General features: G+C 33.1%; 24 protein-coding genes. 21 read left to right on the forward strand and 3 right to left on the reverse strand.

Annotation, left to right across the window (positions count from 1 at the left end):
* Window positions 1-107 precede the first annotated feature (107 nt).
* The 3 genes from BUC09_RS13565 to BUC09_RS13575 all read right to left on the reverse strand — a co-directional run bounded on the left by BUC09_RS13565 (window position 108) and on the right by BUC09_RS13575 (window position 3309).
* Window positions 108-1079 carry a DUF6252 domain-containing protein gene (locus BUC09_RS13565; protein WP_073312149.1) on the reverse strand — a complete coding sequence of 324 codons (972 nt, stop codon included), beginning with the start codon at window positions 1077-1079 and terminating at the stop codon, window positions 108-110.
* A 36-nt stretch (window positions 1080-1115) separates the two neighbouring features.
* Window positions 1116-2411: an MFS transporter gene (locus BUC09_RS13570; protein WP_073312150.1), complete on the reverse strand. Its 1296-nt coding sequence runs from the start codon at window positions 2409-2411 to the stop codon at window positions 1116-1118.
* 79 nt (window positions 2412-2490) lie between these two features.
* The gene (locus BUC09_RS13575; RefSeq protein ID WP_073312151.1) at window positions 2491-3309 is read right to left on the reverse strand and encodes a M48 family metallopeptidase; all 819 of its coding nucleotides are present in this window, start codon (window positions 3307-3309) and stop codon (window positions 2491-2493) included.
* Window positions 3310-3458: 149 nt separating this feature from the next.
* Between BUC09_RS13575 and BUC09_RS13580 the strand changes: the two genes are divergently transcribed.
* From BUC09_RS13580 to BUC09_RS13680, 21 genes are all read left to right on the forward strand, one after another.
* A complete protein-coding gene (locus BUC09_RS13580; RefSeq protein ID WP_073312152.1) occupies window positions 3459-4313 on the forward strand; it encodes an alpha/beta fold hydrolase in 855 nt (284 codons plus the stop codon).
* Between the two features lie 106 nt (window positions 4314-4419).
* Window positions 4420-4809: a peptide-methionine (R)-S-oxide reductase MsrB gene (gene msrB / locus BUC09_RS13585; RefSeq protein ID WP_073312176.1), complete on the forward strand. Its 390-nt coding sequence runs from the start codon at window positions 4420-4422 to the stop codon at window positions 4807-4809.
* Between the two features lie 63 nt (window positions 4810-4872).
* Window positions 4873-6645 carry an AMP-dependent synthetase/ligase gene (locus BUC09_RS13590; RefSeq protein ID WP_073312153.1) on the forward strand — a complete coding sequence of 591 codons (1773 nt, stop codon included), beginning with the start codon at window positions 4873-4875 and terminating at the stop codon, window positions 6643-6645.
* A gap of 12 nt (window positions 6646-6657) precedes the next feature.
* A complete protein-coding gene (locus tag BUC09_RS13595; RefSeq protein WP_073312154.1) occupies window positions 6658-7695 on the forward strand; it encodes a proline iminopeptidase-family hydrolase in 1038 nt (345 codons plus the stop codon).
* 118 nt (window positions 7696-7813) lie between these two features.
* Complete coding sequence (locus BUC09_RS13600) at window positions 7814-8257, forward strand: MarR family winged helix-turn-helix transcriptional regulator (RefSeq protein ID WP_073312177.1); 444 nt, start codon at window positions 7814-7816, stop codon at window positions 8255-8257.
* A gap of 5 nt (window positions 8258-8262) precedes the next feature.
* Window positions 8263-10653, forward strand: a complete 2391-nt coding sequence (locus tag BUC09_RS13605; protein ID WP_073312155.1) for a 3-hydroxyacyl-CoA dehydrogenase/enoyl-CoA hydratase family protein — start codon at window positions 8263-8265, stop codon at window positions 10651-10653.
* 86 nt (window positions 10654-10739) lie between these two features.
* Window positions 10740-11921 carry an acetyl-CoA C-acyltransferase gene (locus tag BUC09_RS13610; RefSeq protein WP_073312156.1) on the forward strand — a complete coding sequence of 394 codons (1182 nt, stop codon included), beginning with the start codon at window positions 10740-10742 and terminating at the stop codon, window positions 11919-11921.
* Window positions 11922-12011: 90 nt separating this feature from the next.
* Window positions 12012-13808, forward strand: a complete 1797-nt coding sequence (locus BUC09_RS13615; protein ID WP_073312157.1) for an acyl-CoA dehydrogenase family protein — start codon at window positions 12012-12014, stop codon at window positions 13806-13808.
* 138 nt (window positions 13809-13946) lie between these two features.
* The gene (locus BUC09_RS13620; protein WP_073312158.1) at window positions 13947-14468 is read left to right on the forward strand and encodes a superoxide dismutase family protein; all 522 of its coding nucleotides are present in this window, start codon (window positions 13947-13949) and stop codon (window positions 14466-14468) included.
* Window positions 14469-14470: 2 nt separating this feature from the next.
* On the forward strand, window positions 14471-15034 hold the full coding sequence (locus BUC09_RS13625; protein ID WP_073312159.1) for a YdeI/OmpD-associated family protein: 564 nt from the start codon (window positions 14471-14473) through the stop codon (window positions 15032-15034).
* A 134-nt stretch (window positions 15035-15168) separates the two neighbouring features.
* On the forward strand, window positions 15169-15789 hold the full coding sequence (locus BUC09_RS13630) for a Crp/Fnr family transcriptional regulator (protein ID WP_234972660.1): 621 nt from the start codon (window positions 15169-15171) through the stop codon (window positions 15787-15789).
* 80 nt (window positions 15790-15869) lie between these two features.
* Window positions 15870-16460, forward strand: coding sequence for a peroxiredoxin-like family protein (locus tag BUC09_RS13635; RefSeq protein WP_073312161.1), 591 nt, complete (start codon window positions 15870-15872; stop codon window positions 16458-16460).
* A 27-nt stretch (window positions 16461-16487) separates the two neighbouring features.
* Window positions 16488-16946, forward strand: coding sequence for a YHS domain-containing (seleno)protein (locus BUC09_RS13640; RefSeq protein ID WP_073312162.1), 459 nt, complete (start codon window positions 16488-16490; stop codon window positions 16944-16946).
* The gene (locus BUC09_RS13645) at window positions 16946-17338 is read left to right on the forward strand and encodes a DoxX family protein (protein ID WP_073312163.1); all 393 of its coding nucleotides are present in this window, start codon (window positions 16946-16948) and stop codon (window positions 17336-17338) included. The genes BUC09_RS13640 and BUC09_RS13645 overlap by 1 nt, the downstream gene beginning before the upstream one ends.
* A gap of 5 nt (window positions 17339-17343) precedes the next feature.
* Window positions 17344-17832, forward strand: a complete 489-nt coding sequence (locus BUC09_RS13650; protein WP_073312164.1) for a hypothetical protein — start codon at window positions 17344-17346, stop codon at window positions 17830-17832.
* A complete protein-coding gene (locus BUC09_RS13655) occupies window positions 17820-18530 on the forward strand; it encodes an NRDE family protein (RefSeq protein WP_073312165.1) in 711 nt (236 codons plus the stop codon). Before BUC09_RS13650 ends, BUC09_RS13655 begins: the two co-directional genes overlap by 13 nt.
* On the forward strand, window positions 18530-19543 hold the full coding sequence (locus tag BUC09_RS13660) for an ATP-grasp domain-containing protein (RefSeq protein WP_073312166.1): 1014 nt from the start codon (window positions 18530-18532) through the stop codon (window positions 19541-19543). Before BUC09_RS13655 ends, BUC09_RS13660 begins: the two co-directional genes overlap by 1 nt.
* Before the next feature lie 177 nt (window positions 19544-19720).
* Window positions 19721-20365, forward strand: coding sequence for a LysE family transporter (locus tag BUC09_RS13665; RefSeq protein WP_073312167.1), 645 nt, complete (start codon window positions 19721-19723; stop codon window positions 20363-20365).
* A 231-nt stretch (window positions 20366-20596) separates the two neighbouring features.
* Window positions 20597-20836: a hypothetical protein gene (locus BUC09_RS13670; RefSeq protein ID WP_234972661.1), complete on the forward strand. Its 240-nt coding sequence runs from the start codon at window positions 20597-20599 to the stop codon at window positions 20834-20836.
* Window positions 20820-21125, forward strand: coding sequence for a type II toxin-antitoxin system RelE/ParE family toxin (locus BUC09_RS13675; RefSeq protein WP_073312168.1), 306 nt, complete (start codon window positions 20820-20822; stop codon window positions 21123-21125). Before BUC09_RS13670 ends, BUC09_RS13675 begins: the two co-directional genes overlap by 17 nt.
* A gap of 220 nt (window positions 21126-21345) precedes the next feature.
* Window positions 21346-21951 (forward strand): hypothetical protein, encoded by a 606-nt coding sequence (locus tag BUC09_RS13680; RefSeq protein ID WP_073312169.1) that lies wholly within the window; start codon window positions 21346-21348, stop codon window positions 21949-21951.
* Window positions 21952-22812: the final 861 nt, after the last annotated feature.

Consider the following 22812-nt stretch of genomic DNA (forward strand, 5'->3'; position numbering starts at 1 on the left):
ATAAATAAACAAATTACTTATAAATTTTCCTTTTATGGTAGGACAAGGATTGTGCCATAAAAAAATCCCGAGGCTATCGGGATTTTATTTATTCATTATAAAACAATTTACATGTAAGTTATATCAAAAGTACCTTCGGTAATATTATAAGATACAATTGGAGGCAATATAGAACCTGCAACGAAACTAAATGTTCCTTTTATACGCTTTGCAGTAGGATCGTGAAAAGTCACAGTAACTGATCCATCTCCACCAAAAACTCCTGTTGGGGTTGAATTTAAAACATATTGTCCTCTTGCATTTGAACTAAAAGCAGTAAAATTTATTGTAGTTCCTGCTGTAATATTGTCTGGAACAGTCACTCCTATATTTTCAACATTTCCTCTTCTTCCAATCAATGAAATCATTCCACTCATTTTTAGTCCTGAAATATTTGTTGGTACAAAATTACTTCCGTCTAATTTTGCAGTAAAACTATTTCCTGTTGAAGCAGGAACGTCATTAGTGAAAGGCAAATTAAAAACTCCATTTGTAAAGACTTTTGTTTCTATAGATGTCCCAGAAGTACCAACAAATCTAGCTCCAGTAAATTTAAAAGTTCCAACAATTCTTTTATTAACCTGATCAATACTCGAGATTACTATTTCAGAAGTATCTGTGTAATTTGGAAAACTAGCAAAAGGACCTGTTTGATCATCAGTTGCTAAATAAGGAACATTTCCTGATCCTGTAGAATACAATAATCCGAAAGGCATTGCAGCAGTAGTTGGTGAGTCCATATTGTATGTACCAACTGCAACAGCTGGAATAGTTATTTGGAAAAATTCACCAGTTGATTTAGTTCCTGTAATAGATACATAATCAGAATTAACTATTGCCTGAGTTGAATTAGCATTAAAAGTTTGTCCATCGAAATCTGCTTTAAAAACTGAAGAAGTAGACGGATTGCCAGTATTATTTCCAGTCTGATTCGTTGGAGGAATTCCACCTTCATAAGGCTCTATATCTGTAGAACAAGAAGTTGACACCAAAATAGCAACAAGAGCTACAAACTGAAATATTTTTTTGGTTAAGTTCATTTTTTTGAGATTAAGTTTTTGCAAATATATAATAATTTATGATTCCTTATTAGGGACTCTTAACAACAAAATCAAACCTATTACAAAGAAAATTCCTAAAAAAACTATAGCATTTCTCATCGAACCTGTAACTTGATCAATAATGCCATATACCGACATTCCAATTACAATAGCTATCTTTTCAGTCACATCATAAAAACTAAAATACGATGCTGTATCTGTAGTTTCAGGTAAGAACTTTGAATATGTTGAACGAGCAAGCGATTGTATTCCTCCCATAACTAAACCTACAAACCCTGCAATAGCATAAAATCCATTTGGTGTTTCTACAAAAAAAGCAAAACAGCATAATACTGCCCAAAAAGCATTTAAAAAAATTAACACTTTTACATTTCCAAACTTTCCTGAGGCTCTGGATGTAAAAAAAGCTCCTACAACAGCAACCAATTGAATTAATAATATACTTATTATCAAACCAGTTGTTGCCTGACTTTCTGATTCCCAAGCTATTTCTTCAGCTCCAAAATAGGTCGCAACTAACATCACTGTTTGAACTGCCATTATAAAAACAAAGTAACTCACAAGATATCTCTTAAGAACTATATTTTGTTTTACGTCTTTCCAAACTAATCTCAACTCTTTAAAACCATCAAGAATTACTGCTTTTGTAACTTTATGCCCTGTAGAAACTCCTTTTGGCAAATAGTAATAGGTGATATGACTAAAACCAATCCACCAAACTCCTACCATTAAAAATGAATATCTCATCATTTTCATTTTCTCTTCATCAGGCACAAGCATTACCATCGCAAGATTTATAATGAGCAAGATTGTACTTCCTATATACCCCATCGAAAATCCTTTAGCACTTACTTTGTCTTGCTGTTCAGGATAAGCAATATCTGGCAAATACGAATTGTAGAATACTAAGCTTGCCCAAAAACCTATTAACCCAAACAAATAAATGGTATAACTAATGAAGAAATTTTCAACGTTAAACCAGTACAAACCTATGCATGAAATTCCTCCCATATAGCAAAAGAAACGTAGAAAAGCCTTTTTATTTCCTACATAATCTGCTATTCCTGATAATATTGGAGAAATACAAGCTACAATCAAAAAAGCCAAAGCAGTGACAAATGTTATCATGGCTGTATCCTTAAAATGATAACCATATACATCTACATAATTATTTCCTCTTACTTTAAATAAAGCATTATAAAATATCGGGAAAATTGCTGATGCAATTACCAAACTATACACAGAATTAGCCCAGTCATAAAAAGCCCAAGCATTTAATAATTTTTTATCTCCTTTTTGAAGTTGCGGCATAATTTAAGTTTTAAAATAAAAAAATCCCGATAAACATCGGGATTCGAAAATACTATTATTTTATTTAAAAACAATCTTCTTACTTAAAAACAACTCCAAATTTTGCTGCTTCAGCTTTTGCTTGAGGTAATAATTTTTTTAACTCATCAATACGAGTCTGATTGCTTGGGTGTGTACTAAGAATTTCTGGTGGTGCTTGACCTCCAGCCTGAGCAGACATTCTTTCCCAAACAAAAACTGCGTTTTCTGGATTATATCCAGCTATAGCCATCAATGTTAAACCAATCATATCGGCTTCACTCTCATGAGCACGACTAAAAGGCAACATTCCTCCTACTTGGCTTCCAACACCATAAGCTTGCATCCATCCTTGTTGAGCTTCAGCTGATTGATTCGATGTTGCAACAGCAACTGCAACACCACCGGCCTGTTGCAATAAACCTGCACTCATACGTTGCTGACCATGATTAGCTAATGCATGAGCCACTTCATGTCCCATTACAGCAGCCATACCAGCATCATCTTTTGTTATTGATAAGATACCTGTATAAAAAACAATTTTCCCTCCTGGCATACACCATGCATTAACTTCCTTACTGTCAACTAAATTATATTCCCATTTATAGTCTTTTAGATATGTAGGGTTGCCATTGGCTGTGAGCCATCTTTCAGCTGCAGTTTTGATTTTCATACCAACAGCCTCAACTCTTTGAGCATCTTTAGTTCCTTTAATAACTTTATTTTCCGACAAAAATTGATTGTATTGTTGAAATGAAGAAGGAAAAATGTCGTTATTCGAAACCAAAGCCATTGTACTTTTTCCTGTGAATGGATTAGTAGCGCACGAAAATGCAAAAGCTGCAAACCCTATTGCCGCAACTATCAATTTAGTTTTCATAATTGTTTTCTTTTTGTTGTAGTAAAATTAATTCATTTTTTAAAAACCTAAAAAAATCCTGTGGATATTTTTAAGATTAATTTATGAAACAAAATTTATACCAAAACGTAAAAAAAACCTAAATTGCATAGCATTTTAATAAAATTGTTTTGAAGTCCAAAAAAAAAGAGGGAATTGAAGTACCTAAAATTATTATTTATGGTGTAAAGATTATTGAATTTTTTTCTAAAGATTTAGTGACTAAAGTTGGAGCTAAAATATTTACTACTCCAATTAAACATAAAGCACCAAAACGCGAACATGAAATGGATAGAATCGCTAGAAAAGAAACGGTTTTTATCCCAAAAATTAATAAAAGTATAGTTGTCTATCATTATGGGGATAGTACAAAAAAAGTTCTTTTAGTACATGGTTGGTCTGGTAGAGGTACTCAATTAGTAAAATTTGCGGAGGAGTTAATAAGTAAAGGTTATAGCACTATCAGTTTTGATGCTCCTGCTCATGGTAAATCAGGTAGTTCAACAACATTAATGCCTGAATTTATTGCTTCCATTTTAGAATTGGAAAATAAATACGGTCCATTTGAATACGCTATTGGTCATTCGCTTGGAGGCATGTCATTATTGAACTCTGTAAAACAAGGATTAAAAATTAAGAAATTAGTTACAATTGGAAGTGCAGATAAAATACAGGACATATTGAATGATTTTGTTCAAAAGTTAAAATTGAAACCTGATATTGCAATAAAGATGAAAAATCATTTTGAAGTAAAGTTTGGTGAACCTATGGAAAATTATGCAGCACATGTTGCAGCCCAAAAAGTTGATATTCCAACACTTATTATTCATGATGAAAATGATTATGAAGTTCCAATATTTTGTGCTGAAAACATATACAAACACTTACCAAATGGTGAGTTTTACAAAACTAAAAAATTAGGACATCGTAAAATTTTAGGAGATAAAGATGTGATACAGAAAACAATGTCATTTATTAACTCGTAATAATATGAATACAATTGTAAAATACACCTTGTTATTAATAATTTTAATTATCACTTCGTGTCAAGGACAAGACAAAAAAACAATTGTAAAAAAAGAAAATAAACCCATGAAATATTCAGTTGAAAAAACAGAAGCAGAATGGAAAGCCCAACTGGGAGAAGAGCGTTATCGAATTCTAAGGGAAAAAGGAACAGAATACGCCCATACAGGTCAATACAATTTACATTTTGAAAAAGGGACTTATGTTTGTGGAGGATGTGGTGAACCACTTTTTTCTTCAGAGTCAAAATTTGAATCACATTGCGGTTGGCCTTCGTTTGACGAATCGTTACCTGGAAAAGTAGAATACAAAAAAGACGTTTCCTTTGGAATGTCAAGAACTGAGATACTTTGCGCTAAATGTGGTGGGCATTTAGGGCATGTTTTTGACGATGGCCCCACCAAAACTAGAACCAGATATTGTGTAAATTCTTTATCGGTTGATTTTAAAAAATAAAAGATTTATTAATAATTTAGTTAAATTTCTTTTATTTGCAGTATTAACTATACCTATCTTATAATGACCAAAATTACTCGTCTATTTGATTTCCCATACTATCAGTTAGAAAAAAACAATTTACCTGATGCCTTAGTAACAAAATATAATGGCGAATGGATTAAAACTTCTACGCAAGAATATTTAGATAAAGCAAACGCTATTTCGAGAGCCTTAATAAAAATGGGAGTCGAAAAAAATGATAAAATTGCCATTATTTCATCTAATAATAGAACGGAGTGGAATATTATGGATATTGGAGCTTTGCAAACTGGAGCCCAAACAGTACCCATTTATCCAACTATTTCTGAGCAAGATTACGAATACATCTTAAACCATTCTGAGTCAAAATATTGTTTCGTTTCAGACGCTGAAGTTTTAAGAAAATTAAATTTAATCAAAGCTAATGTTCCTAGCCTTGTGGAGGTTTATACTTTTGATGAAATTTCAGGAGAAAAAAACTGGAAAGAATTATTAGCAACTGGACAAGATACTTCAACTCAAAACTTTGTAGAAGAAAGAAAAAATAATGTAAAAGCTTCAGATTTAGCAACTATCATCTATACTTCTGGAACTACTGGAAAACCTAAAGGTGTAATGCTATCACACAACAACATTGTTTCCAATGTATTAGACAGTTCAGACAGAATTCCAATTGCTGAAGGAAGTGCAAAGGCAATGAGTTTTTTACCTATTTGTCACATTTTTGAAAGAGTTATTCTTTACATATATCAGTATTATTCTATTTCCATATATTTTGCAGAATCTATAGATAAAATTTCAGATAACTTTAAAGAAGTTAAACCTGATGTATTTACAGTTGTACCGCGTTTGTTAGAAAAAGTGTACGATAAAATTTATGCTAAAGGAACAGAATTAACTGGTATTAAGAAAAAACTTTTTTTCTGGGCAATTGACTTAGGATTAAAATATGAACCTTATGGCAAAAATGGATTTTGGTATGAATTCCAATTAAAAATTGCTAGAAAATTAATCTTCAGCAAATGGCAAGAAGCACTTGGAGGTAATGTCAAAATTTTAGTGTCTGGAAGTGCTGCCTTACAAACACGTTTAACAAGAGTATTCGCTGCAGCTGGAATGCCTGTAATGGAAGGGTATGGTTTAACCGAAACTTCACCCGTTATCTCTGTAAATGACATGCGTAATCATATGTTTCGCATTGGAAGTGTTGGTAAACTAATCAAAAACGTAGAAGTTAAAATTGCAGAAGACGGAGAAATTCTTTGTAAAGGTCCTAATGTAATGATGGGATATTATAAAGATGAACAACAAACTGCTGATGTAATAAAAGATGGTTATTTCCATACTGGAGATATTGGAGAGTTTGACAAAGACGGATTCTTGCGTATTACTGACCGTAAAAAAGAAATGTTCAAAACATCTGGTGGTAAATATGTTGCTCCTCAAATTCTTGAAAATACATTTAAACAATCTCGTTTTATAGAACAAATTATGGTTATTGGCGAAGGACAAAAAATGCCAGCTGCATTTATTCAACCTTCATTCGAATTTGTAAAAGAATGGGCAACTATTCACAAAATTAACATTGGTACTACTAATGAAGAATTAATAAGTAATACTGAAGTATTAAAACGTATCCAACAAGAAATTGACGAATACAATAAAAAATTTGGAAACTGGGAACAAGTGAAAAGATTTGAATTAACTCCAGAAGTATGGTCAATTGATGGTGGAGAATTAACACCAACTCTTAAAATGAAACGTAAAGTAATCTTAGAAAAATACAAAGACCTTTACAACAAAATATATAACTAAAACTTTTCTGTTATGAAACTGAAACTTCTTCTTTGTTTTACATTAATTATGATAACTCTCTCTAATTGTAAAAACAAGGAGGAAGTTTCTAGTTTAGACTATTTCAATTATTCTAATCCTGAAGATCAATATTCTGGAGGAATACGAATGATTCCTATCAAAACTCCTGCTGGAAAATTCAAAGTCTGGACTAAACGCATTGGTAACAATCCCAAAATAAAAGTTTTACTTCTTCACGGTGGTCCTGGTATAACACACGAACTATACGAATGTTTTGATGGCTATTTGCCTAAAGAAGGCATTGAATACATTTATTACGATCAATTAGGTTCTTATTATAGTGATCAACCAAATGATAATAGACTTTGGACTAACGAACGTTTTGTGGATGAAGTAGAACAAGTTCGTAAAGCACTTGACCTAAATAAAGATAATTTTTATTTGTTAGGACAATCTTGGGGCGGAATTTTAGCTATGGAATATGCTTTTAAATACCAAGACAACCTTAAAGGTTTAATTATTTCTAATATGATGTCTAGCGCTCCATTGTATAATAAGTATGCTGAAGAAGTTTTAGGTCCCAAATTACCAAAAGAGGTTTTTGAACAAATCAAGACTTTTGAAAAAAATAAAGACTATCAAAATCCAAAATATCAAGAATTACTATTTAAATATTATTACACTGAGCATATTTTACGCAAACCACTAAACGAATGGCCTGAAGCTGTCAACAGATGTTTCAAACATTTAAATCCAAATGTTTATATTTTTATGCAAGGACCAAGCGAATTTGGAATTACAGGAAATGCAACACTAAAAGATTGGGATGTTAGAGAGAAACTAAAAACAATTTCAGTCCCAACATTAGTTATAGGTTCAAAAAACGACACCATGGATCCCAAACATATGGAATGGATGTCAAAAGAAGTACAAAATGGCCGTTTCCTTTACTGCCCCAACGGAAGCCATCTTTCGCAATATGATGACCAAAAAATATACATTCCAGGAGTTATTAAATTCCTTAATGATGTAAACAAAAATAAATTTTAACTTCTAGGACCTTATTTTATAAGGTCTTTTTATTTTTTTATATGCACGCATAAAAAAATTATAATTTATTATGCATGCATACTATTTTTTTCTTATATTTGATTTTTCAAACTCAAATATGAAAGATAAAACTATCGATTACATACTTCGTTCTACATGGCAAGCAGTAGCTCGCATGTATAATGAAGAAGCTTCAAAATACGAAGGTTCGATGGCTATTGGTTTTGCTCTTTTAAGTATCGAAAGAGAAGAAGGAACACCGTCTACAAAAATTAGTAGTCGTATGGGAATGGAAGCTACAAGCCTTACCAGAACACTTAAAACACTAGAAGAAAAAGGATTAATAATACGAAAACCAAATCCTAACGACGGCCGTGGTGTTTTAATCTATTTAACAGAAGAAGGAAAGTTAAAAAGAGAACTTTCCAAACAAACAGTTTTAAAATTCAATGAAACTGTAAAACAGCATATTCCCGAAGAGAAATTACTTCACTTTGTTGAAGTTGCTGAAGTCATAAATGAATTAATACAAGATAAAAACATATTCAATCAACCAGAGTAATTAAAATGAAAAGAGTAATTAAAAAAGTTGCTGTTGTTGGTTCAGGTATTATGGGTTCAGGCATTGCCTGCCATTTTGCAAATATCGGAGTAGAAGTATTACTACTTGATATTGTACCACGTGAACTAAACGAAGCTGAACAGAAAAAAGGTTTAACCCTTGAAAGCAAAGTGGTAAGAAACCGAATTGTAAACGACAGTTTAGCTAATGCTTTAAAATCGAAGCCCTCTCCAATTTATGATCTAAAATTCGCTAATCGAATTACTACGGGTAACTTAACAGATGATATCGCAAAAGTTAAGGATGTAGACTGGATTATAGAAGTTGTTGTAGAACGTTTAGATATTAAAAAACAAGTTTTTGAGCAGCTAGACCAACATAGAAAGCCAGGAACTTTGATTACTTCAAACACATCTGGTATCCCTATTCACTTTATGAGTGAAGGTCGTAGTGAAGATTTCCAAAAGCACTTCTGCGGAACGCACTTCTTCAACCCAGCACGTTATTTGAAATTATTTGAAATTATTCCTGGTCCAAAAACTTCACAAGAAGTATTGGATTTCTTAAACAACTACGGTGAACAATTCCTAGGAAAAACTTCTGTAGTAGCTAAAGATACTCCAGCTTTCATTGGTAACAGAATTGGAATCTTCGGAATTCAAAGTTTATTCCACCAAGTTAAAGAAATGGGATTAACTATCGAAGAAGTTGATAAATTAACTGGTCCAGTTATTGGACGTCCTAAATCAGCAACTTTCCGTACAGTTGATGTTGTAGGTTTAGACACATTAGTACACGTTGCTAATGGTATTTATGAAAACTGTCCTAACGACGAAGCTCACGAGTTATTCAAATTGCCAGATTTCGTCAACAAAATGATGGAGAACAAATGGTTAGGAAGTAAAACAGGGCAAGGTTTCTATAAAAAAGAAGGAAAAGATATTCTGTCATTAGACTTAAATACTCTAGAATATCGTCCAAATAAAAGAGCGTCATTTGCAACTTTAGAAATGACAAAAACTATCGAAAAACCTATCGATAGATTTAAAGTTTTAGTAAAAGGTACAGACAAAGCAGGAGAATTTTACCGTAAAAACTTCTCATCAATGTTTGCTTATGTATCAAACAGAGTTCCTGAAATTACTGATGATTTCTACAAAATTGACGATGCTATGAAAGCTGGTTTTGGATGGGAAAATGGTCCATTCGAAATTTGGGATGCTATTGGTGTAGTTAAAGGTATTGAATTAATGAAAGCGGAAGGTTATGAACCAGCTGCTTGGGTTAATGATATGGTGGCTAGTGGAAACACATCTTTCTATTCAGTAAAAGACGGAGCTACTCATTATTATAATACATCTTCTAAATCTCAAGTTAAAGTTCCTGGACAAGATGCATTTATCATCTTAAACAATATACGCGAAAGCAAGAAAGTTTGGGGTAATGCAGACTGTACAGTTCACAACATTGGAGATGGTATTTTAAATTTAGAATTCCATTCAAAAATGAACACTATTGGTGGTGGAGTACTTCAAGGAATCAACAAAGCTATCGATTTAGCCGAAAAAGAATACAACGGATTGGTAATTGGTAACCAAGCCTCTAATTTCTCAGTTGGAGCTAACATTGGTATGATTTTCATGATGGCTGTTGAGCAAGAATATGATGAATTAAACATGGCTATCAAAATGTTCCAAGACACTATGATGCGTGCACGTTATTCTTCAATTCCAGTTATTGCTGCTCCTCACGGAATGACTTTAGGTGGTGGTTGCGAGCTTTCAATGCATGCTGATAAAGTAGTTGCTGCTGCGGAAACTTACATAGGTTTAGTAGAATTTGGTGTTGGTGTAATCCCTGGTGGTGGAGGTTCTAAAGAAATGGCGTTACGTGCTGCTGATACGTTCCGTAAAAATGACGTTGAATTAAACGTACTTCAAGAATACTTCCTAACTATTGGTATGGCTAAAGTAGCTACTTCTGCTTACGAAGCTTTCGATTTAGGTATCTTACAAAAAGGTAAAGACGTAGTTGTAGTAAACAAAGACCGTCAAATTGCCGAAGCTAAGAAACACGCTTTATTAATGGCAGAAGCTGGTTATACTCAACCAGCGAAACGCAAAGACATTAAAGTATTAGGTAAGCAAGCATTGGGTATGTTCTTAGTTGGAACTGACCAAATGGTGGCAGGTCAGTACATTTCTGAACACGATCAAAAAATCGCAAACAAATTAGCTTATGTTATGGCTGGTGGAGATTTATCTGAACCAACTTTAGTAACTGAGCAATATTTATTGGATTTGGAAAGAGAAGCTTTCTTATCACTTTGTACAGAAAGAAAAACATTGGAGCGTATCCAATTTATGTTAACTAAAGGAAAACCTTTAAGAAACTAGATAATAGAAAAAAGACGATGAGATAATAGACTATTCAAAATCTATCATCTTTTATCTATTCGTCTATCATCTTAAAAAAGTAAAATATGAAAACAGCATATATAGTAAAAGGATATAGAACAGCAGTAGGTAAAGCACCTAAAGGACTGTTCCGTTTTAAAAGACCTGACGAATTAGCGGCTGAAACTATCGAATACATGATGGCTCAGTTACCAGGTTTTGACAAAACAAGAATTGATGACGTTATGGTAGGTAATGCCATGCCGGAAGCTGAACAAGGATTAAACGTAGGTCGTTTAATTTCATTAATGGGATTAAAAGTTGATGACGTTCCTGGTGTAACTGTAAATCGTTACTGTGCTTCTGGATTAGAAACTATTGGTATGGCTACTGCTAAAATCCAATCGGGAATGGCGCATTGTATCATTGCTGGTGGTGCAGAGAGTATGAGTTATATTCCAATGGGTGGTTACAAACCAACTCCAGATTATAAAGCTGCTGCTGCTGGTCACGAAGATTATTACTGGGGAATGGGATTAACGGCTGAAGCGGTTGCAAAACAATTCAACGTTTCTCGTGCAGATCAGGATGAATTTGCTTACCAATCGCACATGAAAGCTTTAAAAGCTCAGGCTGAAGGTAAATTTGATGCTCAAATTGCTCCTATCACTGTAGAACAGACTTTCATTAACGAAGCAGGTAAAAAAGAAACAAAATCATACACAGTTACTAAAGATGAAGGACCAAGAGCTGGAACTTCTGTGGAAGCATTAGCTGGTTTAAGACCTGTTTTCGCTGCCGACGGTTCGGTTACTGCGGGTAACTCATCTCAAATGAGTGATGGTGCTGCTTTCGTTTTAATAATGAGCGAAGAAATGGTAAAAGAATTAAACCTTGAGCCAATTGCTCGTTTAGTAAACTTTGCTTCTGCAGGTGTTGAACCAAGAATCATGGGTATTGGACCAGTAAAAGCAATTCCAAAAGCAGTTCAACAAGCTGGTTTAAAAATCTCTGATATTGAGTTATTCGAATTAAACGAAGCATTTGCTGCACAATCTTTAGCAGTAATCCGTGAATTAGACTTAAATCCTGAAATCATCAACGTAAATGGTGGTGCTATTGCTTTAGGTCACCCTCTAGGATGTACAGGTGCAAAACTTTCTGTTCAGTTATTTGACGAAATGAAACGTCGTGGTAACAAATACGGAATGGTAACGATGTGTGTAGGTACTGGTCAGGGAACTGCAGGTATATTTGAATTATTATAAAAGACAAAAGAACATAGACAAATAGATAATAGATGATGCAAAAGTCTATTATCTATTATCTAAAAATCTATTATAAAAAAAATAAAAACTATGGAAGATATTACAAGAGGAGGTCAATTCCTTGTTAAAGAAACAAAATGCGAAAACGTATTTACTCCTGAAGATTTTTCAGAAGAGCAAATCATGATGCGTGATTCTGTAAAAGAATTCGTTGATAAAGAATTATGGGCAGAAAAAGTAAGATTTGAGAAAAAAGACTATGCGTATACTGAAGAAACTATGCGTAAAGCTGGTGAACTTGGTTTCTTAGGTGTAGCTGTACCTGAAGCTTACGGCGGATTAGGAATGGGATTTGTTTCAACTATGTTGACATGTGATTACATTTCAGGTGCTACAGGTTCATTCTCGACTGCTTTTGGTGCACACACTGGTATTGGAACAATGCCTATCACTTTATATGGTTCAGAAGAGCAAAAATTAAAATACGTTCCAAAATTAGCTTCAGGTGAATGGTTTGGTGCTTACTGTTTAACGGAGCCAGGAGCTGGTTCTGATGCGAATTCAGGAAAAACTAAAGCGGAATTATCTGCTGATGGGAAATCATACAAAATCAACGGACAAAAAATGTGGATCTCAAATGCAGGTTTCTGTAATGTGATGATCGTTTTTGCTCGTATCGAAGATGATAAAAACATTACTGGTTTCATCGTTGAGTATGATGCTGCAAACCCTAACGGAATCACTTTAGGTGAAGAAGAACACAAATTAGGTATCCGTGCAAGTTCAACTCGTCAGGTATTCTTCAATGACACTGTAGTTCCTGCTGAAAATATGTTGGCTGGACGTGGAGAAGGATTCAAAATTGCAATGAACGCGTTAAACGTAGGTCGTATTAAATTAGCAGCTGCTTGTTTAGATGCACAACGTCGTACAATTTCAGAAGCTGTGAAATACGCTACTGAAAGAGTTCAGTTTAAAACTCCTATCGCAAGTTTTGGAGCTATCCAAGCTAAATTAGCTAACATGGCAACGAATGCTTACGTAGGTGAATCTGCATCGTACCGTGCTGCAAAATCTATCGAAGATCGTATTCACGCTAGAGAAGCTGAAGGTTCAACTCACCAAGAAGCTGAATTAAAAGGTGTCGAAGAATTCGCTATTGAATGTTCAATCTTAAAAGTAGCGGTTTCTGAAGATATCCAAAATTGTTCTGACGAAGGAATCCAAATCTTTGGTGGTATGGGATTCTCTGAAGAAACTCCAATGGAATCTGCTTGGAGAGATGCTCGTATTGCTCGTATCTATGAAGGAACAAACGAAATCAACCGTATGTTATCTGTAGGTATGTTAGTGAAAAAAGCTATGAAAGGTCATGTAGACTTATTAGGCCCTGCAATGAAAGTAGCAGAAGAGTTAATGGGTATTCCTGATTTCGATACTCCTGATTACACAGAATTATTTGCTGAAGAAAAAGAATTGATTGCTAAATTAAAAAAATCATTCTTAATGGTTGCTGGAGCTGCTGTTCAAAAATTTGGTCCAGATTTAGAAGCACACCAACAATTATTAATGGCTGCTTCTGATATGTTAATCGAAATCTACATGGCAGAATCTGGAATTTTACGTACTGAAAAATTAGCGAAAGCGAAAGGTGCAGAAAACGTAAAAGAACAAATCGCTATGGCTCAATTGTACTTATATCAAGCAGTAGACATCATTAGTCAAAAAGGTAAAGAAGGAATCGTTTCTTTTGCTGAAGGTGACGAACAACGTATGATGTTAATGGGCTTACGTCGTTTTACAAAATACGTAAACATGCCTAATGTGGTTAAATTACGCGAAACTATCGCTGCTAAATTAATTGCAGAAAACAAATACTGTTTCTAAAATTTAAATTTTAATTAGTTTGGTTAAAAGCCACAATGGGATTACTCCTGTTGTGGTTTTTTTATTTATAAAATTTTATTAAAATATAAATCGACTCATAAAAATGAACTAAATTTATACCAATAAAAAACTTACAAAATGAAAAAAATAGTCATTTTTACCATACTAGCCGGAGCAACAATTTTTGCTTGTAAAACAGCATCAGGTACAAAAAACGAAATTAAACTTACGTTGGAGTCAAAAAGCGATACTAAAACAACTGGTACAGCAACTTTTACCGAAAAAAATGGTGTTGTCACTTTTACAGCAAATATTCAAGGATTAACACCTGGAGAACATGCAATCCATATCCATGAAAAAGCAGATTGTTCTGCTGCCGATGCTTCGAGTGCCGGAGGACATTGGAATCCTACTTTTAAAAAGCATGGAAAATGGGGAGCTGCTGAATATCATAAAGGAGACATTGGTAATTTCACTGCAGATGCAAACGGTAATGGAAAAATAACATTCTCTACAAATGAATGGTGTATTGGTTGTGGAGATGCGACAAAAGATATTACAGGAAAAGGATTAATCGTACACAAAGGAAGTGATGATTTCACTACGCAACCAACTGGTAATGCTGGCGGAAGAGTTGCTTGTGCTGGGATAATTAAATAATAATGACTAAACCCCTCCTCTACTTCAAAAATGCCCAAGAATGGCGTGAATGGTTACATGAAAATCATTTAGATTCTACTGGTGTCGAATTAATTTTCTATCGTGTAGATTCAGAAAATGAAAGTATGCGTTGGGAAGAAGCCGTTCAGGTGGCGCTTTGCTATGGTTGGATAGATTCAACTGTAAGAAGAATTGATGAAGAAAGACGCAAACAAGCCTTTGGACCAAGAAAAGATAAAAGCTTTTGGAGTAAAGTAAACAAAACTTATATCGAAAATTTAATTGCAGAAAATTTAATGCACGAAAGTGGTTTGCGTAAAATTGAAATTGCAAAACAAAATGGTTCATGGACCTCAATAGATGCAGTCGAAAATCATGAAATTCCTGAGGACTTACAACATGCCTTTGACAAAAATTCAACAGCTCTAAAAAACTACCTAAGCTTTAGTCCTTCCTATCGTAAAAGTTACTTGTACTGGCTCAATCAAGCAAAACGAGAAGAAACCAGAAAAACTAGGATAAAAGAAATTATTAAATTGTGTGAACTCAATATAAAACAGCGATAAACTAAATTATTGTTAATCTGATTTAAAATACAAACCTTTTTCCTACTTTTAATTCAAAATGAATTTCTTTCAAAATGTATGATGAACTAAAATATTGGTATTTAAGAGACCATAAGCTATTTAGAACATTAAGTATGTCACAACTCAAACAGTTGTGTATGATTATTGGTTTTAAGCAGGCAAAAAAAGGTGAAATAATATATTTCTCAGACTCTGAAACACCAAGAGTTTTTTTACTGAAAAGAGGAAATATAAAAATTGTTTCTGTTGATGAAAACGGAGAAGAAACAATCAAAGATATAATACAAAAAGGAGATTTATTTGGTGAGTTAACGCTAGAACAAGACAAAACGTCCAATGAATTTGCAATGGCGTTAACCGATGAAGTTTCTATTTGCAGTTTCTTGCTTTCAGATTTTGAAAATTTAATGCTAAAGCATCCTGATTTGGCATTAAGCTATACCAAATTTGTAGGTTTAAAATTAAAAAGAGTAAGAAACAATTACACCAATTTAATTTCAAAGGATGCAAAAACTAGACTTAAGACCTTTTTATACGATTGGGCAACTAGAGATGCTAAAGATTCAGAAACTTCAGTTGCTATAGACAATTATTTAACCCAAAACGACATCGCTCAAATAATTTGTACATCAAGACCCACAGCAACTAAATTAATCATTGAGCTAGAAGAAGAAGGACTTATACAATACAACAGAAAAGAAATAGTCATTCCTAATATCAATCTTCTGAAATAAATTTCTTCGGTTTGTAATCAACATTACAAAATACATTTTTCACTAAGGCTACTTTTACACTATAATTTAAAAACAACCTTATGAAAAATGTATTTTTATATCTGCTGCTTTTTCCAATACTTGCAATGGCTCAAAAAAAAGTAGCCAACTCAGCAGAAGAAATTTCACCATTGTTAATTGGTGCTGAATTACCCAAAGCAACTGTTCAAAAAACAGATAGTACACTTGTATCTGTAAGAGCCTTAACCAGCAAAAAAAAGACGGTTTTAATAGTTTACAGAGGTGGCTGGTGTCCATATTGCAATCAACATTTAAAAAATGTAGCCACAATCGAAAATGAAATTCTAAGCTTAGGCTATCAAATACTAGCTATTAGTCCTGATTCGCCCAGTTCATTATCAAAAACATTAGATAAGGATCAATTAAACTACACATTGCTTTCTGACAGTAAAGGAGAATTACTAACTGCTTTAGGAATCACTTTTGAAGCTCCTCTTATTTACAAACCAATAATTAGTAAAGGTTCTAATAAAGTAAATAAAAACTTTTTACCCGTTCCTTCCGTATATGTAATAAATGAGGACAATAAAATAGTCTTTGAATACATCGCACCTGATTACAAAAATCGTATATCAGAACAGTTATTATTGGCAGTATTAAAAAGTTTATAAGTGAAAATAAATTATTAAAACATCATCATGAAAAATATTTTTTTTACACTCTTAGTATTATTCAGCTTAATCAGTTTTGGCCAAAATACTACAAAGCGTACTAAACAATTTAATCTTGAGTCTTCATTAGCGATTCAAGGTTACGATCCAGTTGCTTATTTTAAAATGAACAAAGCAACTAAAGGGAAAAAAGAATTTAGTTATGCCTTTGAAGGCGTTACGTATCATTTTGCTACTAAAGAGAATAAAGACGAATTTCAAAAGACTCCTCAAAAATACGAACCTCAATACGGCGGATGGTGTGCTTATGCTATGGGTTCATCGGGAGATAAAGTAGAAATCAATCCCGAGACTTTTAAAATCGTTGATGGCAAATTGTATCTTTTTTACAATGCTTTCTTCAATAACACTTTAAAATCTTGGAACAAAGACGAAAAAAACCTTAAGTCAAAAGCAGACACCAACTGGAAAAAAATAACAAACTAATGAAAACAATAAATTTACAACTTGTATTAAAAATTGCATTGGCAATTATTTTAGTACAGACCCTATTTTTCAAATTTACGGCTAGTCAAGAATCAGTTTATATCTTCTCAAAATTAAATGTTGAGCCTTATGGTAGAATTGGTTCAGGAATTATTGAATTATTTGCTTCTTTTTTACTATTTTTCAAAAGGACAAAGTTTTATGCTTCTTTGACCGTTTTAGGAACCATGTTGGGTGCTATAGTATCACATGTAACGGTTTTAGGCATTGAAGTTATGAATGATGGAGGAATGTTGTTCTTATTGGCTAGTGTTTGTTTTTTTATAAGTGCCTACTTGGTATTTCTATACAAAAACGATTTTATAAATGATTTTAACCAATTAAAAAAATAAACTAAATGGACTTCTCTTCTATCAAAAATTCTCTTATCGAATTAAAGGATGTGCTGCAGCAATTAAACAATGAAACTTTTGCACAACCTATTCCTAGTCTAAGCAATGCAACTATTGGAGAACATACACGCCACATTATTGAATTGTACCAAGCTGTACTAACAGCCTACGATAGTGGAATTTTAAATTATGATGCCAGAGAGCGAAATAAAACAATCCAAGAAAACAAAAACATCGCTTTGATTACCATAGACGAAATTGTAGAGAATATTGAAAAAGAAGACAAAAAACTAACCATGAAACATTGTGTTTCGAATGCTGTAACATTGATTGAAACCAATTATTTCAGAGAAGTTTTGTACAATTTAGAACACTGCATTCATCATCAGGCCTTGATAAAAGTGGGTTTACTATCTTTTAATGACATTACTATTAATGAAACTTTTGGTGTAGCGCCATCAACTTTAGAATTTCGTAAAGCATGTGCACAGTAAGTTTTGTTTATAGCAACGATACCATCATTATAACATCCAATAGGGATGAAAAAGTGGCACGCCCCAAAGCCATGAACCCTAAAACCTATTCAGGTAATTACAAAAAAATGTATTTCCCTAAAGATACTAAAGCTGGCGGGACCTGGTACGTGCTAGACGATTCTGGTAATGTGATTGTTTTATTAAATGGCGCTGCCGAAAAGCATGAGTTACAAAGTAATTATCGTAAAAGTCGCGGATTAATTCTGTTAGAAATATTTGATAGTCCTAATTGCATGGCGCAATGGGAAGCAATCGATTTAAACAATATAGAACCTTTTACGCTAGTGGTGTATTTCGAAAAACAATTGTTTCAGTGTCGATGGGATGGCAAGAGTAAACAAACCATTCAGTTAGACGCAAAAGGAAAATACATTTGGTCGTCTTCTACTTTATATCCAGCAGAAGTACGAAAAGAAAGAGAAATGCTTTTTAATGATTTTACGCAATCTAAAGGTGTTATTTTACCCGAAGACATGTCCCATTTTCATGAATATACAAAAGATGACGATCCTGAATATGGTCTTGTCATTAACCGAAACAATACCTTAGTAACGTTGAGTATTACACAAACGGTAATTCATCAGAACAAAATACAATTTACACACAAAGATTTATTGGAAAACAACATCCATCAAAACAACTTTTTAATTCTATAATGAGGCTTTTTTTACATAAACTTACCAATTGGGAATACTGGCCTTTTCAGGTGGTATACATTCCTATTTATTTTCTTTGGGCGTATTATGCGCTAAAGTCTCGTTCGCTTTTCTTTTTCAATGCTGTAAATCCAACTATAAAAAATGGTGGTTTTTTTAACGAAAGTAAAAAAGACATCTATGATTTAATTCCGCAGGAATTTTATCCTAAAACCCGATTGGTGTTACACCAAGAACAATTAGAACTTCCTGAGCTTACATTTCCTTTTATTGTGAAGCCAGATGTAGGTTTAAGAGGCTCGGCAGTGAAAAAAATCAATACGATAGAAGAACTTCAAACCTATCATAACCAAGTCAATTTTGATTATTTAATTCAAGATTTGATTCCATATCCTAACGAAGTAGGTATCTTTTATGTACGTTTTCCCAATGAACAAAAAGGCCGAATTACAGGCATTGTAGCCAAAGAGTTCATGATTCTTACCGGCGATGGAAAAAGTACTTTAGAACAACTGATCAAACAAGATCCTAGATACGAATTACAACTTGAAGTACTTCAAAAAGAATTAAATGAAAAAATTAATACCATTTTACCTGAAGGCGAACAGCTCAATTTGGTTCCTTATGGTAACCATTGCCGAGGAACAAAATTCATCGATGCCAGTCATAAAATAACACCAAAACTAACCGAGACGATCGATGCCATGTGCCAACAAATTGATGGCTTTTATTATGGCCGTATGGACTTGATGTACCATTCGTGGGAAGAGTTAGAAAACGGACAACATTTCGCAATAGTCGAATTGAATGGTTCTGCGAGTGAGCCTACACACATTTATGATCCTAGCCATTCTATCTTTTTTGCCTGGAAAGAAATCGCCCGACATATTACGTATATGTTTCAAATAAGCCAACAAAACCATGCGAAAGGCGTTCCGTATCTTAACCATAAAGAAGGAATGCAGGAATACCGAAAACATCAAGAACATTTTAATTTGATTACGCAAGTGTAGTTATAAGTGATGAGTGAGTAGTGATGAGTGAGTAGTGAGTAGTGAGTAGTGAGTAGTAGTTATTAATAATCTTTTTACTTTTTACTTTTTACTTTTTACTTTTTACTTTTTACTTTTTACTTTTTACTTTTTACTTTTTACTTTTTACTTTTTACTTTTTACTTTCGACATAAAAAAATGAATAACCAACTTAAAAATACTATCGCAGGCTTTGCCATAAGCTTTATAGGTTCGATACCGCTAGGGTATTTGAATCTCATAGGCTTGCAGTATTATGAAAAAGAGCGCCTTGCTCCTACACTACTCTTCTTGTTGGGTGTCGTGGTTATAGAAAGCGTGGTTATTTATGTTACGGCAAAAGGTGCCTCAAAAATAGCGCTACAACCCCAATTAAAAACTAAAATATCTATATTTAGCATTAGCTTTTTACTATTGCTTGCTTACTTATCAAGACCAACAGCCCTGCAAGAAAGCACATACCCAACCGTTCCCTTTTTTAATTTTATACAGTTTCCTTTACTTACAGGCATCGTATTAAGTAGCCTAAACTTTGCGCAAATACCTTTTTGGCTCAGTTGGAATGTGTATATGCTCAATGAAAAGTATGTCACACCGCAACATAACGGATTGCTATGGTATACTTTTGGTGCGGTTGCAGGCACTTTTACAGGAATGTTATGCCTTATCATAGCGTTACATAAAACGGCAAGCTATACCCAGTTTTCGTGGCAAAAATACATCCCTCTTATTTTTATAGGCTTGGCCCTATGGCAAATTGTAGTTTTAATTAAAAACAAAATCATGAGTCCTGAAAAAGCTTAAATTATTTTCCTCATTAGGTTTTTAAACAACAAATTAAAATTCCTCCGTATATATTATAATATTATTCTTATTTTAGTAATAAGTTACTACTATCATACCTATCCTGCTAAAATAGAGGGATATGTATTATTGAGTAATACATATAAACAAGTTGTGCAACAGTTTTAACGAAACGTATAAAGCACATTCAGAATATATTTGTATTTTTGAATTACTAAATCTTTTTGGATTATGAATATTGAATTGAACATACAAAATAAAAAATTAGAATTAATCCAATGGCTTTCAACATTAGAAGATTCTAATCTAATTGAAAAAATTATGGAATTAAGAAAACGTGAAAGTAAAGATTGGTGGAATTCAATTTCTGAAAATGAAAAGCAAGCTATTGAAAAAGGAATTGAAGATGCTGACGCTGGAAAATTAAATCCACATACAAACGCCAGAAAACTTTATGAAAAATGGTTATAAAATTCTTTGGACTGATTTTGCTCTTAAAGAATTAGAATCAACTATAGAATATCTTGAAGAAAACTGGACGGAAAAAGAATTAAAAAACCTTGCTTCTAAGCTTGAAGAAACTCTTAGTTTAATATCACAAAACCCAGACTTATTTCAAAAATCTGAAATAAAAAACGATATTCGTAGAGCTATTATTCTCTCTCACAATTCTTTGTATTATAGATTCAATAACGACAAAATTGAAATCCTTTCCTTTTTCTCAAATCGTCAAAATCCCAAAAAAAGGAAACTAAAATAAACCGATTGCACAACAGCGGTTTAGCCGCATTGCTTCGCTTTGCTCAATAATTAAAATCCTGCGGATTTTCATGCACTGCATTTCATAATAATATTTTTCTTAAATTGCCGCAACGACGGCCAAGCCGCAGAAACGTTGTGTGCTATAATCGCAACGAGTGTAAATTCAAGAACCTAACATAAAAAATGATAAATTTTATCTTAGTTAAATTATTGAAAATATGAAAAAATCATCGTTAACCTTATTGTTATTAGTTTTATTATTAACTGTTTCTTGTGTTGATAATAACAAAGCAATAGAAATAGCTCAAGACTATACAACTAAAAACGTATTACCATTTTTTCCAAATGCTAAAATAGAAACCACTATTTACACATCTGACAATTACGCTTATGATATTGGTAATCAACTAACAACATACAAAAAAATACAAAAAGAGAAGTATGAAAACGAATTATACTCTAGCTACTCAACAGGACAAAATACACTTTTAAAAAATATGGATAGCTTAAGTATGTGGATTCAAAATTTGAATACTGATTTTAACTCACCTGAATGGAAAAAATATGAAGAAAAAAGGAAAGAGTTACTTTATTTTGAAATTGGAAATGAGATAACAAAAAATTCATATAACAATTTGAAAAAAGCTAAATTACAAAAACGGTTTATAAAAGTTTCGCAACTTGTTACTTATGAAATTAAAAAAGGAGAAAAGGAGACGATGTTGTATGATGTTATTCTAACCAACAACTTGAAGGTAATAAATACAAAAATTGACACAACGAAATTGGATGTAAATAAACTCTTTTTTCATAAAATTCAATAAAGAGACAACTACAAAATGAATAACCGCTGAGAAATTTATAGAAAAGTAGAAACGAAGAAGAATTATATTTCAAGAATTGAAAAACGGAAAAAATTAGCTTTCTACTTTGAAAAGAATTTTTGAAATAGTAATATAGATTAACTTTCTATAAAATTATTACAGCACACAACAGCGGTTTTAAGAAATTGGGGTTTTAGGGCTAAATTTAAAGGCAATTTTATATATTTGGCTTCACTCATAACAGAATGGTTTGGGAACAAATTTCCCCAACTTCTTAAAGCCGGCGGGACGTTACTGGAGACTTGAGCCGAAATTACGCAGAAGAAAACAATCCGAAAATAAGCAATTGTTTCCGCAGAAAATTGACAAAACAGAAGCGTGAAAGTTGGAATCTGAAAAACGGAAACTTGAAAAACATGGCGTTTAAAATTGAAAACGGAAAAGCTGAAGCGTAAAAATTGGAATCTGATAATAGAAACGTGAAAATTGAAAACCGAAGCGTGAAAAACGTTGCGTATAAAATTAAAACGGAAAAACTGACTCGAGCGAAAGCGAACAGGCGAAGCAAACTTGAAAATTGGAATGTGCCAACAGAAGCGTGAAAAATTAGCCGTTTAATAGCAATTTCGACAAAACAAGCCTCCAGTAACATGCGTTTGGCGAGATTGCGACTTTTGTGGTAAAATCACGTTCACGTTTCGCAAGAAATTTATAATTTAACAGAAAATAATCAGTTCCGAACTTCGCAACCTCGCCAAGCGCAGGAACGTTGTATGCCATTTAGAGAAACATCCTGAAAACAATATGAAAAAAACTCCATTATGTTCTGAATGCTTCAAAGATGAAGGATTAAAACTAGAT

Origin of the sequence: Flavobacterium terrae, from assembly GCF_900142035.1 — a bacterium.
Lineage (GTDB): Bacteria > Bacteroidota > Bacteroidia > Flavobacteriales > Flavobacteriaceae > Flavobacterium > Flavobacterium terrae.